14 protein-coding genes are annotated in these 15,850 nt (G+C 68.1%); 10 read left to right on the forward strand and 4 right to left on the reverse strand.

The annotated features are described in order from the left end of the window. Positions 1 to 172: 172 nt before the first annotated feature. Complete coding sequence (locus tag BLU84_RS23170; protein ID WP_074872668.1) at positions 173 to 1,129, reverse strand: helix-turn-helix transcriptional regulator; 957 nt, start codon at positions 1,127 to 1,129, stop codon at positions 173 to 175. 104 nt (positions 1,130 to 1,233) lie between these two features. Here BLU84_RS23170 and BLU84_RS23175 point away from each other — a divergent pair, with 104 nt between their 5' ends. Continuing rightward, entirely contained in the window at positions 1,234 to 1,641 is a 408-nt protein-coding gene (locus tag BLU84_RS23175; protein ID WP_074872671.1) for a GFA family protein, read from the forward strand. A gap of 134 nt (positions 1,642 to 1,775) precedes the next feature. After that, positions 1,776 to 2,240: an MmcQ/YjbR family DNA-binding protein gene (locus BLU84_RS23180; RefSeq protein ID WP_074872674.1), complete on the forward strand. Its 465-nt coding sequence runs from the start codon at positions 1,776 to 1,778 to the stop codon at positions 2,238 to 2,240. On the opposite strand, the gene BLU84_RS23185 is transcribed toward BLU84_RS23180, so the two are convergent. After that, the gene (locus BLU84_RS23185) at positions 2,158 to 3,576 is read right to left on the reverse strand and encodes an aminotransferase-like domain-containing protein (protein ID WP_074872676.1); all 1,419 of its coding nucleotides are present in this window, start codon (positions 3,574 to 3,576) and stop codon (positions 2,158 to 2,160) included. The genes BLU84_RS23180 and BLU84_RS23185 overlap by 83 nt on opposite strands. 206 nt (positions 3,577 to 3,782) lie before the next feature. On the opposite strand from BLU84_RS23185, the gene BLU84_RS23190 reads away from it, so the two are divergent. The 4 genes from BLU84_RS23190 (at position 3,783) to BLU84_RS23205 (ending at position 5,754) form a co-directional block, all read left to right on the forward strand. After that, the gene (locus BLU84_RS23190; RefSeq protein WP_074872679.1) at positions 3,783 to 4,103 is read left to right on the forward strand and encodes a hypothetical protein; all 321 of its coding nucleotides are present in this window, start codon (positions 3,783 to 3,785) and stop codon (positions 4,101 to 4,103) included. 40 nt (positions 4,104 to 4,143) lie between these two features. After that, on the forward strand, positions 4,144 to 4,350 hold the full coding sequence (locus tag BLU84_RS23195; protein ID WP_074872682.1) for a twin transmembrane helix small protein: 207 nt from the start codon (positions 4,144 to 4,146) through the stop codon (positions 4,348 to 4,350). Positions 4,351 to 4,444: 94 nt separating this feature from the next. After that, positions 4,445 to 4,825, forward strand: a complete 381-nt coding sequence (locus BLU84_RS23200) for a cupin domain-containing protein (RefSeq protein WP_074872685.1) — start codon at positions 4,445 to 4,447, stop codon at positions 4,823 to 4,825. Beyond that, complete coding sequence (locus BLU84_RS23205; protein ID WP_074872688.1) at positions 4,822 to 5,754, forward strand: ADP-ribosylglycohydrolase family protein; 933 nt, start codon at positions 4,822 to 4,824, stop codon at positions 5,752 to 5,754. Before BLU84_RS23200 ends, BLU84_RS23205 begins: the two co-directional genes overlap by 4 nt. Before the next feature lie 51 nt (positions 5,755 to 5,805). On the opposite strand, the gene BLU84_RS23210 is transcribed toward BLU84_RS23205, so the two are convergent. After that, a complete protein-coding gene (locus tag BLU84_RS23210; RefSeq protein ID WP_074872691.1) occupies positions 5,806 to 6,150 on the reverse strand; it encodes a hypothetical protein in 345 nt (114 codons plus the stop codon). A gap of 334 nt (positions 6,151 to 6,484) precedes the next feature. On the opposite strand from BLU84_RS23210, the gene BLU84_RS23215 reads away from it, so the two are divergent. The 4 genes from BLU84_RS23215 (at position 6,485) to BLU84_RS26830 (ending at position 11,601) form a co-directional block, all read left to right on the forward strand. Continuing rightward, a complete protein-coding gene (locus BLU84_RS23215) occupies positions 6,485 to 6,868 on the forward strand; it encodes a hypothetical protein (RefSeq protein WP_139175205.1) in 384 nt (127 codons plus the stop codon). A 64-nt stretch (positions 6,869 to 6,932) separates the two neighbouring features. Further along, a complete protein-coding gene (locus BLU84_RS23220; RefSeq protein WP_139175206.1) occupies positions 6,933 to 7,262 on the forward strand; it encodes a hypothetical protein in 330 nt (109 codons plus the stop codon). A 282-nt stretch (positions 7,263 to 7,544) separates the two neighbouring features. Next, entirely contained in the window at positions 7,545 to 7,898 is a 354-nt protein-coding gene (locus BLU84_RS26825; protein WP_139175207.1) for a hypothetical protein, read from the forward strand. Next, positions 7,882 to 11,601, forward strand: a complete 3,720-nt coding sequence (locus BLU84_RS26830) for a zeta toxin family protein (protein ID WP_074872700.1) — start codon at positions 7,882 to 7,884, stop codon at positions 11,599 to 11,601. The genes BLU84_RS26825 and BLU84_RS26830 overlap by 17 nt, the downstream gene beginning before the upstream one ends. A 259-nt stretch (positions 11,602 to 11,860) precedes the next feature. Here the strand turns inward: BLU84_RS26830 and BLU84_RS23235 are convergent, their stop codons facing one another. Next, positions 11,861 to 15,310, reverse strand: coding sequence for an amidohydrolase family protein (locus BLU84_RS23235; protein WP_083383052.1), 3,450 nt, complete (start codon positions 15,308 to 15,310; stop codon positions 11,861 to 11,863). Between the last annotated feature and the right edge of the window lie 540 nt (positions 15,311 to 15,850).

The following is a 15,850-nucleotide window of genomic DNA, read 5'->3' on the forward strand; positions in this document are numbered from 1 at the left end:
GGTTCCGCCGCTTTGTTGTGGGAGGGACTTCAGTCCCGACGCTTTTGTGCCAGAGGCTGCAGCGCTTGCAGGAAGGGCGGCGCGTGCGGATCGGAGAGCGTCGGGACTGAAGTCCCTCCCACAAAAGCTGCCGCTGCAACAACGGCAGAAGCAACAACGGCCGCGGCAACAGCTAGGCTGGTCCCGCCTCCAGCCCGCGCAGCAACCGCTGCGCGACCTCGCGCAGTTCCTGCCGGCGCTCGTGGCCGTCGATCAGTTCGAACTCGACCCCGGTCAACGCCAGCAGCGCCAGGATTTCCTCGGCGCTGTCGCCGCGCACGTGCAGCAGGCTGCTGGTTTCGTCGATGTGTTCGAGCACGCCGCACCACGGCGGCAAGGTCGGCGCCAGCACTTCGGCGCTGCCGCGCAGGCGTACGCGCAGGCCGTCGCCGGTCATGACCTGGCTGATCGAGCGCTGCACGTAGGCGGCCACGTCCTCGGGGAACTTGCGCGGCACGAAACCGCCGCCACAGCGCATCGCGCGGATGCGGTCGGCGCGGAACAGGCGCCAGTCCTCGCGGCTGCGGTCCCAGGCCAGCAGGTACCAGCGCCGGCCGCTGTTGACCAGGCGCAGCGGCTCGATGGTGCGGCTGCTGGCGCGGCCGCCGCGGTCGCTGTATTCCAGCTCCAGCAGGCGGTGGTCGCGGCAGGCGCCGGCCAGTTCGGTGAGGGTGTCGACGTCGGGGCTTTCGTCGTTGCGGCCCAGGCTCAAGGTCACCGAGTACAGCGCGCCGACGCGCCGGCGCAGGCGCGCCGGCAGCAACTGGTCGAGCTTGCCGAGCAGGCCGACCGCGGTGTCCTCGATCCGCGCCACGCTGCTGGCGGCGCAGCGCAGCGCCACCACCATCGCCACCGCCTCGTCGTCGTCGAGCAGCAGCGGCGGCAGGGTCGCGCCGGCGGCGAGCCGGTAGCCGCCGCCGACGCCGGTGGAGGCTTGCACCGGATAGCCCAGCTCGCGCAGCCGGTCGACGTCGCGGCGCACGGTGCGCGCGTCCACTTCCAGGCGTTCGCACAGTTCCGCCCCGGTCCAGTGGCGGCGCGATTGCAGCAGCGACAGCAGTCGCAGCAGGCGGGTCGAGGTCTTGAGCATGGGCCCAGTGTAAAACCGATTGAGGACATATCCTGTCCTCAAAGCGGGGTAAGCTGTTTTCGACCCGGGGCCGTCGCCCCGCCCGAACCGGAGAACGCCTCGCCATGACCGTCCAGACCTACCAGGGCAGCTGCCACTGCGGCGCGATCCGCTACGAAGTCGACCTCGACCTGGACGCCGGCACCTCGCGCTGCAACTGCTCGATCTGCGGCAAGCTGCGCAAGTGGGGCGCGATCGTGAAGCCCGACGCGTTCCGCCTGCTCGAAGGCAAGGTCGAGGAGATGGGCGACTACCAATTCGGCACCTTCAGCGGACACCACCGCTTCTGCAAGCAGTGCGGCGTGCACGCCTTCGGCGAGGGCGAGCTGGAGGTGCTGGGCGGCAAGTATTACTCGGTCAACATCGCCTGCCTGGACGTGGACCACGAGATCCTCGCCGCCGCGCCGGTGCGGTTCATGGACGGCTTGCACAACAATTGGTTCGAGCTGCCTAAGGTGACGAGCCACCTGTAAGCGGCGCCGTAGCCGATGCGTCGCGGTCGCGGCTAGCCCCGCTCCTACATGGGCTACCTGTAGGAGCGGCGCGAGCCGCGACCGCGAAAACGCAACCACGCCGAAACCCCGGACGCCCGCGCAAAACGACCGCCATGGACACCGCCGCCCTCAAGAAACACTGCTGCGCCTACCCCGGCGCCGAAGAGAAACTCCACGGCGCGCCGTCCAACATCCTCGTCTACAGCGTCGGCGGAAAATTCTTCGCCTACTTCAAGACCAGCGAGCCCGAGCGCTGGCGTTTCAGTTTCCGCGCCGGCTCCGACCGGTTCCTGGAGCTGACCGGCATGCCCGGGATCAAGCCGGCGCGCTTCATGGGCCGGCATCACTGGGTCACCGTGGTCGATGTGCGTCAGCTGCCGGCCGACTATCTGCGCGAACTGGTGGACTGGTCGTACCGGCGCGCGCTCGGCAACCTCAGCCGCAAGCGTCAGGCCGAAGCGTTGCACGAGGCGAGCGATGCGGTGCGCGCGCGGCTCACGCCGGTGGCGCCGCCGAAAGCGCGCCCAAGGTTGCTAGCGCCGTCTCGATTCGCGCATCGAGCGGGTGGCCGCAGTTGAGGCGCAGGCAGCGCGCGTAGCCGCGTTCGGCCGAGAACATCGGCCCCGGCGCGAGGCTGATGCCGCGTTGCGCGGCGTGCCGCTGCAGGGCCAGCGCGTCGCCGCCGGGCGGCAGTTCCAGCCACAGGAAATAGCCGCCGTCCGGGCGGGTGACGCGGGTGCCGGCGGGGAAGTGCCGCGCCACCGCGTCCAGGTACGCGGCCTGTTGCTGCGCCAGGGTCTGGCGCAATCCGCGCAGGTGCCGCTCGTAGCCGCCGCGCTGCAGATAGCGCGCGATCGCCAGCTGCGCCGGCACGCAGGTGGCCAGGGTGTTGGTGAGTTTCAGCCGCGCGACCTGCTGGGCGTAGCGCCCCGGCGCGGCCCAGCCGATCCGGTAGCCCGGCGCGAGCGTCTTGGAAAACGACGAGCAGTGCAGCACCAGCCCGCGCGTGTCGAAGGCCTTGGCCGGCGGCGGCCGGTGCGCGCCGAAGTGCAGCTCGCCGTAGACGTCGTCCTCGATCAGCGGTAGTTCGTGGCGGGCCAGCAACTGCACCAGTTCGCGGGTCTTGGCTTCCGGCAGGCTGGCGCCGAGCGGGTTCTGGAAGCGGGTCATCAACCAGCAGGCCTTGGGCGCGTGGCGGCGGATCGCCGCGTCCAGCGCATCGAGCTCGATGCCCTCGCGCGGGTGGGTCGGCACCTCGACCGCACGCAGGCCGCGCCGCTCCAGGGTCTGCAGCGCGGCGTAGAAGCACGGCGATTCGACCAGCACCGCATCGCCCGGTTGGGTCACCGCGGCGATGCACAGGTTCAGCGCTTCGATCGCGCCGTTGCAGATCACCAGGTCGTTCGCGCCCAGTTCGACCCCGCCGACCCGGTAGCGCAGCGCGATGTGGCGGCGCAGCTCGGCGTTGCCCGGGGTCAGGTCGTCGACCGTGCTGCGCGGATCCAGATGCACCGCTTCGTGCGCCATCGCCCGGCCGAGCTTGGCCAGCGGGAACAGCGCCGGGCTCAGGAAGGCCGAGCCCAGCGGCACGATGTCGCGCGCCATCGCCGACTCCAGCACCTCGAACACCAGCGCGCTGACATCGACCGGGCGCGATTCGCCGCGCGGCGCCGAGGCCGTGTCCGGCTCCGGCGGCAGCCGCTGCGCCGCCTGCGCCACGTAATAGCCCGAGCGCGGCCGCGACTGCACCAGCCCCTGCGCTTCGAGCAGGTAATAGGCCTGGAACACCGTGGCCGGGCTGAGCTTGCGCGCCGCGCTGGCCTGGCGCACCGACGGCAGGCGCTGGCCGGGCCGCAGCAGGCCTTGGCGGATCGAGCGGGCGAGGTCGTCGGCGAGGGCTTGATAGCGGGTCATCGGGGAGGGGTGGGGCGTCGGGGGCGGGATCTGGGACTGGCGAAGACGTGGCGGCTCCGGCTTCAGCCCGTCGCGAATCCCCTGCTTCGAATCTCTACAATTCCTGCGACTGATCCGGTTTTTCCTTCCGAATCTGAGTCTACGCAATCTGCGCCGGTAGGCGAACAATAGACCCCGCAGCAAAAGCTGCGCGAGCTCCCAAACCCATGAATCCGCAAGTCGAACTCAATCTGGCGCTGATCCTTTTCGTGCCCTGGTTTTCGATCCTGGGCTGGCTGTTCTGGGCCTATCCGCGGCAGCCGCGCAGCGCGGCGCGCACGGTCTTCGACAGCGCTGCCCTGGTCCTGGCCGCCATCGCTGCGTTCTGGGGCATGCACTGGGGCATGCACAACGCCGACCCGCACGCCGGCGCGATCTGGAAGCAGGTGCTGGCGACCTCGGTCGCCTACGGCCTGTTCCTGGCGGTGATGACCGCGGCGCTGATCGCGCGCTGGCGCTGGCTGCGCGGACGCCGCGTCGCCGCCTGATTCTTCCGTCCCCCACCGCCCGCACGGGCAAGGTCGCACCATGAAACTGCTGTTCGTCGCCGGTTTCCTCGCCGTGATCGTCTACAACCTCGGCGCCGGCCTGTACTACATGCTGGTCGACAAAGGCACCAGCAAGCGCACGGTCAACGCGCTCACCCGCCGGATCGGGTTCTCGATCGCGCTGATCGCGCTGGTGGTCCTCGGCATCGCCACCGGCGTGGTGCAGCCGCACGGCGTGGGCGTCTGACCCCGCGCAACTGCGCAGCGAAACAACCCGGCGCGCGGATCGGTCGCGCGCCGGCGCTAGACTCGGGGTCCCGCCACCCGCGAACGCGCACCCCATGGCCGAGCCGCGCATCGTCCGCCGCGACGAACCCAGCGAGTACTACCTCAGCGAACGCTGCCACGTGCTCGAGCACTGGAACGCGGCCGAAGACGCGCAGGCCTCGGTCGCGCGCATCCGCGTCGCGCCGGGCACGACCACGCGCCTGCACCGGCTGCGCGGCACCGCCGAGCGTTACCTGATCCAGAGCGGTCGCGGCCGCGTCGAAGTCGCGGGCCTCGCGCCTGCCGAAGTGACGGCCGGCGATGCGCTCTTCATTCCCGCCGACGCCGCGCAACGCATCGCCAACCTCGGCGACGACGACCTGGTGTTCCTCGCGATCTGCACCCCGCGCTTCGTGCCCGAGTGCTACGAAGACCTCGAACCGGAGGCCGCATGAGCGCCGCGCCCGACCTGAGCCAGCGCTACCTCGGCTGCCTGCTCGGCTTGGCCTGCGGCGATGCGGTCGGCACCACCGTGGAATTCAAGGCGCGCGGCGATTTCGCGCCGCTGACCGACATGACCGGCGGCGGCCCGTTCGGCCTGCGCGCGGGCGAGTGGACCGACGACACCTCGATGGCGCTGTGCCTGGGCGCGAGCCTGCTGCATTGCCGCGGTTTCGACCCGCGCGACCAGATGAACCGCTATTGCAACTGGCGTTCGCACGGCTACATGAGCAGCAACGCAGAGTGCTTCGATATCGGCAACACGGTCGCCGCCGCGCTCGATCGCTACCTGCGCAGCGGCGACCCCTACGCCGGCGATCCCAACCCGCGCAGCGCCGGCAACGGCGCGCTGATGCGGCTGGCGCCGGTGCCGATGCTGTGGCGGCGCGACCCGGAGCGCCTGCGCCGCTACGCCGCCGAATCCACCCGCACCACCCACGGCGCGGCCGAAGCGCTGGAGTGCTCGCGCCTGTTCGCCAGCCAGTTGCGCGCGGCGCTGATGGGCGCCGGCAAGGAAGCGGTGCTGACCCCGGCGATGCCGCCGCCGCAGAGCGAAAAAGTCGCGGCGATCCACGCCCGCGCCTACGCCGGCAAGCGCGAGGACGAGATCCGCGGCAACGGCTACAGCGTGGATTCGCTCGAGGCCGCGCTGTGGTGCTTCCTGCACACCGATTCGTTCCAGGCCGCGATCCTGCGCGCGGCCAACCTCGGCGAAGACGCCGACACCACCGCGGCGATCTGCGGACAGATCGCCGGTGCGTTCTATGGCGTGGACGCGATCCCGCCGGCGTGGCTGCAGCGTCTGGTCATGCGCGATGAGATCGCGGCGATGGCGCAGGCGCTGCTGGCCTTGTCCGAGGAATCGTTCGAAACGGTCGAATAAGGCCGCGCGGCCGCAGCGGCGCGCGCGGCCGGACGAGCCGGCGCGGCGCGCTCAGGCCGCGGTGACGTCGCGCAGTTCCCAGCCGTTGCCGGCCAGCAGGCGCAGCCGGTGCTTGAGCACGGTGCCCGACAGCGCGGTCACCACGGTCAGGTCCTGGCGCAGATCGCGTTGTTCGCCGGTCACGGCCGCGTTCGGGTCGGTCGCGCCGAGGCTGGGATCGACTTCGTCCGGATCGGGTTGCTTGGCGCGCCAGCGCTCGAACAATGCATCGCTGCGCAGCGCATCCTGCAATTGCGCGGCGAAGCCTTCGGCGCTGATCGCGGTGAAGGACAGGTCGGCGTCGCTGCCGCGCGCGCGGTCGGCGTCGGGAATGCTGAGGAAATAACGAGTGGCCATTCGCATCTCTCGGTGAGTGGACGCGTTCAGATTAGTGAGCGCGACATTGGGTGCGCGTGAACGCCGGGAACCCGATCCGCAGTCCGGGCGGGTTCGTGCGTAAAGCAGCGCGGCCGTCCGCATCCGACCCGGTCGCGCGGTGGCGAAACTATCACGATGTTGTGGTTCGGCGCGTGGATTCAGGCGCCACTTTTGCATGCGCTACTTTCGCTGCCTATTGACGCGTCATTCGTAATGCGATTTAAGGCGAAAGGTTCGTGCACGAGCGGACCGAAGCGGCAGAACCGTTCGCCCCATCTTCTCGGCCGTAAGACGCTCAAGGACGACCACCCGCATGAAAAGCAGAAAGCCGATGCAAGTGCGTTGCGCCGTCGGGTTGTTCTACCTGGCGTTGTCGCTCAGTTTGATTCAACCGTTCATCGTGTCTTCCGCCATGGCCCGACCGCCCGCCGCGATCGTGTTGGCGATGGCGATAGCGGCGGTGATGACCACCTTCCTGATCGAGTTCGTTTCCATAGGAAGAAACTGGGCGCGCGTAACCTACCTCGTGCTCACCGTCCTTTCGCTGCCGTGGTCGCTCCTATACCTTCAGGCCCGGCTTATGCACTCCCCGCTTGCAGCGACTTCGATCGTGGTGCAGTTGGCCGTGCACGCTATTGGGTTGTGGCTGGTGTTCAGTGCGCCGGGCAGTGGTTGGTTTCGCATGCGAGAAAAATAGTCCCCAAGACACGCTGTCGCTGTGCAAGATTCGCCGTTCGTCCATGATAAAAAAGGACATTCTCATGCAGCCTATTACACCGCCGGTTCCGCAGAAGCTGCAAAATTTGCTGGAGAGTTATCCAGGGCATATCGAGCGGCTTCAAGAGGCCCTCGACTCCGCCGTTAACGAACCGTCGAAGACAACGCCGCCATCCGAGCTTGCGGTTTCGGCGCTTGAAGATCTTCTGTCGAAAATGATCGATGAGGCCCGCGCCGAACTGAGCGCCGCCGAGCGCAGCGGCCATGTCCTTTCAGCACAGCAAGCCGACAAGAAGCTGGCCGATCTTGGCTATGCGCGGTTCAATATGGGAGGGCTCCCCGATCTGTATGCGTATTTCGAGCGGCGCACATGAACCCGCATTCCGATGGCTTGAGTCCGGATGAGCATAGGGCCATTTTCGAGAAGGAAGTCGTTCCGAGAAGCGGCCTGTACCTTCAGGATCGGCTTGTGCACTTCCCGCTTGCGGCGACCTCCGGTGTAGTGCAGTTGGCCGCGCACGCTGTGGGGTTGTGGCTGGTGTTCAGCGCGCCGGGGAGGGAGTGGTTCCGCGCGAGGCAGAAGTAGAGCCTGAGCCATTGAGATACATTTATCTTGCAACGTAAGACTTGCTGCTCTTCTAAGAAAGGATGCCGTCATGCCGCCCCTTCCCCCTCCGCCGGTGCCACAGAAACTGCGCGAAATGCTCGGTGGATATCCTGAGCATATCGTTCGCTTGCAAGAGGTCATGAACCACCTGGCCGCGACATCATCGGTTGGGGTTGGCTTGTTCGAGCGAGCGGTGTGGCTGCTTGAGGGGCGACTGGATACTTTCATATCCGAAGCCCGCAGCGAAATAAGCGCAGCGCAAATCGATGGCGACTCGGAGAGGCTCGCTCGCGCAAATGCCATGAGGGCTGTCTTTGGCAAAGCCAGGATGCAATTGCCTGGGCTCTTGCCCGATCTTCAAGAGTATTTAGCGGTCAGGGATGAATATGGCCGATCAAGATAGTTTGAGCCCGGGAGAGCATGAGCGCATCCTTCGCGAGGAAATTCTCCCCGATGTCGGATTATCCGATCGATCCAGTCTGAAGCAGCCGCGGGCTGTGATACTTGCGGGCCAGCCGGGCGCGGGTAAAGGCGGTTTGGCTGGGACCGCCGCGTCGGAGCTGCATCATGATGCAGTCATCATCGATCCGGACGCATTGCGCGGCTACCACTCCGATGTCGGTCGATTTAGAGCGGAGAATCCTTATTCATGGTCAGGGCGGACGCATCGCGACGCCAGTCTATGGGCTGACGAACTTCTTGAGCTGACCGCGCAATCCAAGAAGAATTTGATATTCGACACTACCTTGAGCAACGGCCAATGGGCTTCAGAGCTGATCCAGGATTTGCAGGCGCGGGGTTATGAAGTAGAGGTTCGGGCGATCGCCGCCCCCAAGCTGGAAAGCGAGTTGGGAGTCGATAAAAGGTTTTCCGACAAAGTTGATACGGAAGGTCATGGGCGTTACGTACCCGAAGGCGCCCGCAACGCGATCTACTCTAAGTTGCCCGATAGCCTCGATACCGTTCATGCGCGGACCACTGCGCCGATCCGCATCTTCAATCGCGAAGGCATAGAACTTTACGACAGTCGAATCGATGCCCGCGCGCCAGGGCAAGCGTTGGACCAGGAGCGTGTGGCGAGGCTCAAAGACCCAGCGGTTACCCAGCGTGTACGCCAAGGCTGGGAAGAGCAGCACGATTGGCACCGCGACCTGCCGCAGAACTTGCGGAACAATCCGAACATCGCTGCGGAGACTCAGCTGCGGCTGCTCGACGAACGGCGTCAGCTCAAGGTCGCCGACGGGATCCTTCCGCAGGTCGAGGGCATCGCCACCCTAGACGAGTTGGTGCGGCCAGGCGCGGCGCCCGCGCGCGCGGTGATGGCCGAGCCGATGCTTCCAGGCTTGCATCGCGCCGCGACGCTGGCCGGAGCGTCGACCTTAGGTCTTGCCGCCAGTGCGTACGATGCGAGCGAAACCGGACAACGCGTTAGCACGCTGTTGGCGCAGGACAACCCCCTCGCCGCGCAATCCGCCCTGACCCACTACGCCGCTCGCGGCGCTGGCGGCTGGGTCGGCGGCGCGGTCACCGGCTTCGCGGTGGGTTGGGGCAGCGGCCCTGCCGTGATCGGATTCGTGGCGGTCGGGGCGGTGGCGGGCAGCCAGATCGGCGAGAACGTGGCGACGTGGTGGGACAACAAGCAGATCTACGAGCACAAGGATCAGCAAGGCGTCGACTGGGAGTTCGACGGCCGGCAATGGCTGTGCCAGGAGCAGGCCGATCTGAACGACGATGGCGTCGACGCGCCGACGACGCAGTCGTTTTCCGCGTTGCCCGACAAGGCGCGCGAACTCAATTTCAAGGCGAGCAGCGCCGCGACCGAACTCGCGTTCGGCAGGGCCGAACGGCCGCGCGATCCTTACGATCTTCCGGCCAACGACAAGGATTCCCAAAGCCTCGGCGACGCGAACTGGAAGCGCAACGCGGACACCGGCGACTGGCAGCGCGAAACCATCGTCGCCCGCACCGACCGCGGCCATCCGCTGACACGTACCGATATCGCTTCGCCCGAGCGCGCCGCGGAGCTGGAACGCGAAGCCGGGCAAGTCGTCCAGGCGAACATCGCGGCCGGTCCCGCGCCCATCGCCGCGCGCTACCAGCTCGCTTACAAAGCTTGCGGGTGGCATGCCTTCGGGCAGGAACCCAGCGCCGTCGCGGCCGCACTCGACGGCGACCGGCTTAGCGCCTCCGACGAAAAGACGTATCGACGCGACGATGCAGGGCAGTGGCGGACCGACAGCGGGGACGTGGCGCGCGGCAACATCGCTCGCGAGCTCGACGGCATGCGCGAGCAGCTGCGGCCGGCGCTGGCCCAGCATGCCGAGCAACTGGCGGCGATGCCGGTTTGGACGCCGCCCACGCGCGACGAGCTGGACCGGATCAATCTGCGCTCGGCGTATGAGGCCGTCGGCGTCGCGCCCCATCCGGAACGGTTCGAGGCCGCGCTGGAAGCGGTCCGGCGCACGCGCGAGGCGCAGGGCGTCGACCCGAGCCTGAGTTCCTTGTACCTGTGGCGCAACGACAAAAACGGCTACGACACCCACAGCCCGATCGTTCATCTCGCCCGGGATGCGAAGGGCGTGCACATCGCCGCGGTCACCAGCGCGCAGGAGATCGAACTGGCGTTGCTCGACCTGCGCGGCATGGACTCGCCGGCGCCGCGCGCGCCGGCTGCGGATAGTCCGACGCCAGACGCGCCGGAATTGCGCATAGCCGCGTTGTCGCCGCAGCAGCGCGATGCGCAAGAGCAGATGATCCGCGAGGCGAACCGGCAAGGCGCGTCGAACGATCAGATGCGGGAAGTCGCGGCGGCGGTAGCGGCGGTGCCGGTTGGCGCGGAAGGCGCGGCGCCCGTGCGCGAGGCTGAAGCCGTGCGCGCAGTGGCTCGGCCCGAGTCTGGTCCGACAGCGAAGACCGTCGATGCGCCTCCTCCAGCGCCTGCACCTACGCCCGCACCGCCGCAGCCGGCAGCCGTCGCCGCCGCGGCATCCATGAACACGCCGCTTCCACCGTCGACGACGGTCGCCGAAGCCGTAGCGCCGGCACAGAAGGCGCAGGAAGCGACGCGCGAGCTGCCCGCTTCACCGGACGAGCCAGCGCGCTCCGACATCATGACCACCAAGCCCTCGGAGACGGACGCGCCCGCACGGCCCGTGCCCGTACCCGATGCGCCGACAGCGCCGGTCGCCCAGCCCGAGGCCGTCTCGGCGCCGGACGACGACAGGCTGCGCGCCGGCGATCGCGGGCAGGAAGTCGAGCTGCTGCAGTACCGCCTGCACCGCATCGGCTATCGCGACGCCGACGGCCGGCCCCTGCCGCAGGACGGCCGTTACGATACCGCCACCGAACAGGCCGTGCGCCAGTTTCAGCGCGACCGCGGCCTTGCCGACACCGGCGTCGCCGACTCCGCGACCCAGCAGGCGATGTCGGCCGCGCAGCATGCGCGGATCGAATCGCAGAAGGCGGCGGGCCAGGATGCGGCCGCTGCGCCGGCGGAGCCTGCGCCGGCCGCCGTATCGACGATCGCCGTGAATGCGGCGCCAGTGCCGCCCGTGGAGTCCGCGCCGCCGCGAGCGTACGGCCATGCGCCGCAAGCGTTGGATGCCGAGGCGCCCGCGTTCGATCGCGCACCTGGGCAAGCGCCCGAGCGCCCCGTCGCGGCGGCGGCGCGAAGCGCGGCGTCGGAGACATCGCAGCCCATCGCGCCCGAGCCGTCTGCGACCGATGCCGCCCCTTCAAGTCGAGCGGCCGCGGAGCAGGACCGGCCGCGCCTGTCGGCCGAAGACCAGGCGATGTACGCCAAGATTCGCGCGGGCGCGCCGGCCGGCGTGTCGGACGAACACGTCGCGGCGTTGCTGCTGGCGGCCAAGCGCAACGGCGTACAGACCGCGGACGAGATCAAGCTGGTCGCCGTGGCCGGCGACACGCTCTGGCTGGATCGCACCACGCCCGGCTTCCACACCGGCGTCGAGTTGGACCGGCCGGCGCCGGCGCTGCACGAGACGGCGCGCGACACGCAGGCGTTCAATCAGCGCCGCGATCAGCAACTGGCGCAGGACGCGGCGCAGCGCGGACAGGACGATCCCGGCCGTGGCCCGAAGGTCTAAGGTCTGAGCCGGACCGCAGTCGCGCCAGGCCATCGCCGAGAAAGCTTTCTCATCCAGGCGCTGAGTGTTGCCCGCCGGTCGCGGGGCGCGACGGTGTCTGCCCGTTTCCGCTCGGTCGCAGTCGTCGTGGCAGCGCAATGTCGGCGTGGACGGACGATGCTGCCGGCCAGCAAGGCGGCGCCGGCCACGGCTTCGGCCGCCGATAAAGAAACGGCCCCGCGCGTGGCGGGGCCGTCGTGGTTCTTCGTCGCGACGGGGCTTACTCGTCCTCGTCGTGCGCCGCATGCGGGCCGTGGCCCTTCGGGCAATGGCAGACCGAGGTCGGGCCGTATTCGGCGCCGAAGGTGCGGCCGTCGCGGTGGCGCTGCCAGTAGAAGAACGGCGCCTTCTCCGCCTTGTTGCCGATCTCGGCCATGTCCGCGTCGATATCGAACAAACGCCCGTCGACCATCACGTAGCGGGTGTCGATGGTGGCGCGGATGTTCTCCAGCGGATTGCTGTTGAGCACCACCAGGTCGGCCTTCTTGCCGGTTTCCAGCGAACCCAGCGACTTCGACAGGCCCAGGTAATCGGCGCCGTCGATGGTCGCCGCGCGCAGCGCTTCGAAGTTGCTCATGCCGCCTTGGGTCAGCATCCAGATTTCCCAGTTCGCCGACAGGCCCTGCAACTGGCCGTGGCCGCCGACCTGGATCTTGATCCCGGCGTCGCGCAGCTTCTTGACCGACTTGGCCACCTGCACGTGCCAGTAATCCCAGTCCGGCGCGGTTTCGCGGCGGATCGAGCGCGCGTCCAGCGTTTCGCGCGGGAAGAAGCGGTTGAGCTTCTTGTCTTCCCAGACGTTGTCGCGCGCGTACCACCAGTACTCGCCGGACAACCCGCCGTAGCTCACTACCAGGGTCGGCGTGTTGCGTACGTCGGTCTGCCGCCACAGCTCGACCACGTCCTTGTACAGCGGAGCGACCGGGATGTTGTGCTCGATGCCGGTGGCGCCGTCGAGGATCATCGGCAGGTTGTGGTTGAAGGTCGAGCCGCCTTCCTCGACCACCAGCATGCCGAGTTCGCGCGCGGCCTGGTTGATCTGCTGGTGCTGCTCGCGTCGCGGCTGGTTGTAGCTCTTGACCGAGAACGCGCCGTTGGCCTTCATCCGGCGCAGGTGGCCGCGCGCGTCGTCGAGCGAATTGACCACCGCCTTGAAGTCGCCGTCGGCGCCGTACAGGATCGTGCCGGTCGAGAACACGCGCGGGCCGACCATCTTGCCGGCCTTGACCAGTTCGGATTCGGAGAACACGAACTCGGTGGTGGCCGAGGGGTCGTGCATGGTGGTGATGCCGAAGGCGAGGTTGGTGTAATAGGCCCAGTTCTGCTGCGGTACCACGCCCTGGCCGAAGTGGGCGGCGTGGGCGTGCACGTCGATGTAGCCCGGCAGGATGGTCTTGCCGCTGGCGTCGATGCTGCGCGCGCCGGCCGGCACCGTCACCTGCGCGCTCGGGCCGACCGCGACGATTTCATCGCCGCGTACCACCACGGTGCCGTCTTCGATCACTTCCTGGCCGTTGTCGGCGTTGCGCATGGTCACCACGCGCGCGTGGGTGAAGGCGACGGTGTCCTTGGGCGCGTACACCGGAACCTCCAGCCCGACCGCGACGCCGCGCTCGTCGGCCGAGGGCTTGGCGATGCTGGCCGGCGCGCCCGGCAGGAACGCGAAGGCCTGGTTGAGCGCGCGCGAGTGGTACTGGTTGCCGACCATCCAGTGCAGCGATCTGGAATCGGCCGACCAATGCAGATAGCTGCCGACATCGGCGCTGACCGGCGCCACCGGCAAGGCCTTGCTGTCCTTGCTCAGTTCGACCGAACCGGTGCCGGTCATCATCGGCGCGACATAGGCGTTGAACAGTTCGGTGAACGCGACCCACTTGCCATCGGGGCTGATGCTGATCGAATCGACGTACTTGAGGTTGAAGACTTCGCGTTCGTCCTCGCCGTTCAAGCCGACCGACATCAGCTTCTTCTTCAGGCCGCCGCCGGTGAGGTAGTACACGCGCGTGCCGTCGGCGCTGAACTGCGGCGACTCGCCGCTGGCGGCCACGCGCACCGGCTTGCCGCCGTCGGCGCCCATCACGTAGATGCCGCGGTCGACCGACCACAGGCTGCCGGTGAGGCCGCCGCCGCCGGTCTTGGCGTAGACGATGCGGCGCCCGTCGGGCGAGAAGCGCGGGCCGTAGTAGAAGCCCTTGTCCTGGGTCAGGCGCTTGCCGCCGCCGCCGTTCGCGCCGGTGACGTAGATCGCGCTGAGCGCGGCGTCCGACCACGTGGTGTAGAGCAGCTTGGAGCCGTCGGCGCTGAAGCTGGGCTGGTATTCGTAGAGATTGTCGTTGCCGGTCAGTCGTTCGGGCTTGCCGTCGGGCAGGCGCTTGCGCCACAGCTGGCCGACCGCGTGGAAGATCAGGGTCTTGCCGTCGGCGCTGGTGGCGACGTCGCGGATCATCTTCGGGTCGAAGCGGCCGGCGTCGAGCTTCTGTTCGAAGCGCAGCGCCTGCGCCACGGTTTGTTCGATGTGCGCGTTGAACGCGATCGGGGCCGGCTTGCCGCTGGCCATGTCCACCCGCCACAGCTTGCCCTGCGCCCAGATCACCACCGACTTGGAATCAGGGGTCCAGGCGAAGTTCGCGTAGGGGCCGAAGATCGCCCAGGCTTCCTGCATGTCGTGCGAGAGCCCGTCCCACACCGGCCGGGCTTCGCCGCTGGCCAGGTCGAGCACGTGCAGCACCGACTTCTCGCGGATGCGCTTGACGAAGGCCAGCGACTTGCCGTCGGGCGAGGGCTGCGGCCGTACCGCGCCGCCGCCGGTGTCGATCACCGTGGCTGTTTTGCCGGTCTGGCGATCCAGGCGCTTGATCGCGTAGATGGTGTCGTGCGGGTTCTTGTTGTACTGGAAAGTAGGCCCGCCGGTGACGTCTTCGGAGTAGTAGACGTAGCGCCCGTCCGGCGACACCGCCGGTTCGCCGAGATCCTGCTGGTCGTTCTTCTGCTTGGTCAGCTGCAGGCCGCCGCCGCCCGCGGCGGCGTGGTAGATCCACAGCTCGCCGGCGCCGAGCGAGCGCTCGCCGGTGAAGTGCTTGCGGCCGATCAGGTACTGGCCGTCGGGCGTCCAGGCCGGGTTGTTGAGCAGGCGGAAGTCTTCCTTGGTCACCGCCACCGGATTGCCGCCGTCGCGGTTCATCCGCCACAGGTTGTTGCCGCCGCCGCGGTCGGAGGTGAAGGCGATCTGGCGGCCGTCGGGCGAGAACCGCGGCTGCACGTCCCAGGCCGGGCCGTTGCTGATGCGGCGCGCCTGGCCGCCGCCGATCGGCAGCAGGTAGATGTCGCCGAGCAGCGAGAACGCGATCTCGCGGCCGTCCGGGGACACGTCCAGGTCCATCCAGGTGCCTTCGTCGGTGTCGAAGGCGATGGCCTTGGTCGGGCCGTGGGCGGCGTTGACGTCCCACTTCTTCTCGTCCTTGTCGGCGGCCTTGGCCGCGCCCTTGGCGCTGGCCGCCGGCGCGCGCGCCGGGTCGGTGCCGGCGGGCTTGAGCGCGTCCTGCTCGAGCTGGGCGGCCGGTTTGTCGGCGTCCTGGCCCTTGCGTTCCAGGGGCGCCGGCGGCGTCTGGGCGAAGGCCGGCGCGGCTAGCGCGCTGGCGAGGGCGAGGGCGAGCAGGCGATGGCTGGGCATGGAGCGGTTACCTGGGACGGACAAGACCGGCAGGCTAACCCGCCGTGGGGCGTATGGGCCTGGGCTGGAAGTCCTGTTGGTGGCGACGGGAGGCGCAGGCCCGGGTCGAGCGGCTGTCGCTCTTGCACCTGCACCTGCACCTGCACCTGCTCTTGCCCTTCGCTCCCCCCGCCGCCCCGAACTCGCCACAGGCAATCGTAGACCCGAAGGGCGGCGCGCAGGACGCGCGCCGTGCGCCACCCAGGCCATGGATGGCCTGTGTGGCGCATCCCCGCGAAAGCACCGAACCATAGTGGCTCTTGATCCGAAAACAAGGAAAGCGCCTTTCTTTGGTTACTTTCTTTGGCAAGACAAAGAAAGTGACCCGGCCGCTTGCGGACGGAAGCTTTGGATTGCCGCTTGTCCTCACTCGTCATCCGAGTAACGACGAAAGCCACCGCGGAACGCCCCCTGTAGGAGCGACGCAAGTCGCGACCGCGAGAATGCAGCCATTGCGAAGGTTTCGTCGTAGTTGCATTGGCGTGGTCGCGGCTCGCGCCG

The sequence above is a fragment of the Lysobacter enzymogenes genome (genome assembly GCF_900106525.1).
Lineage (GTDB): Bacteria > Pseudomonadota > Gammaproteobacteria > Xanthomonadales > Xanthomonadaceae > Lysobacter > Lysobacter enzymogenes.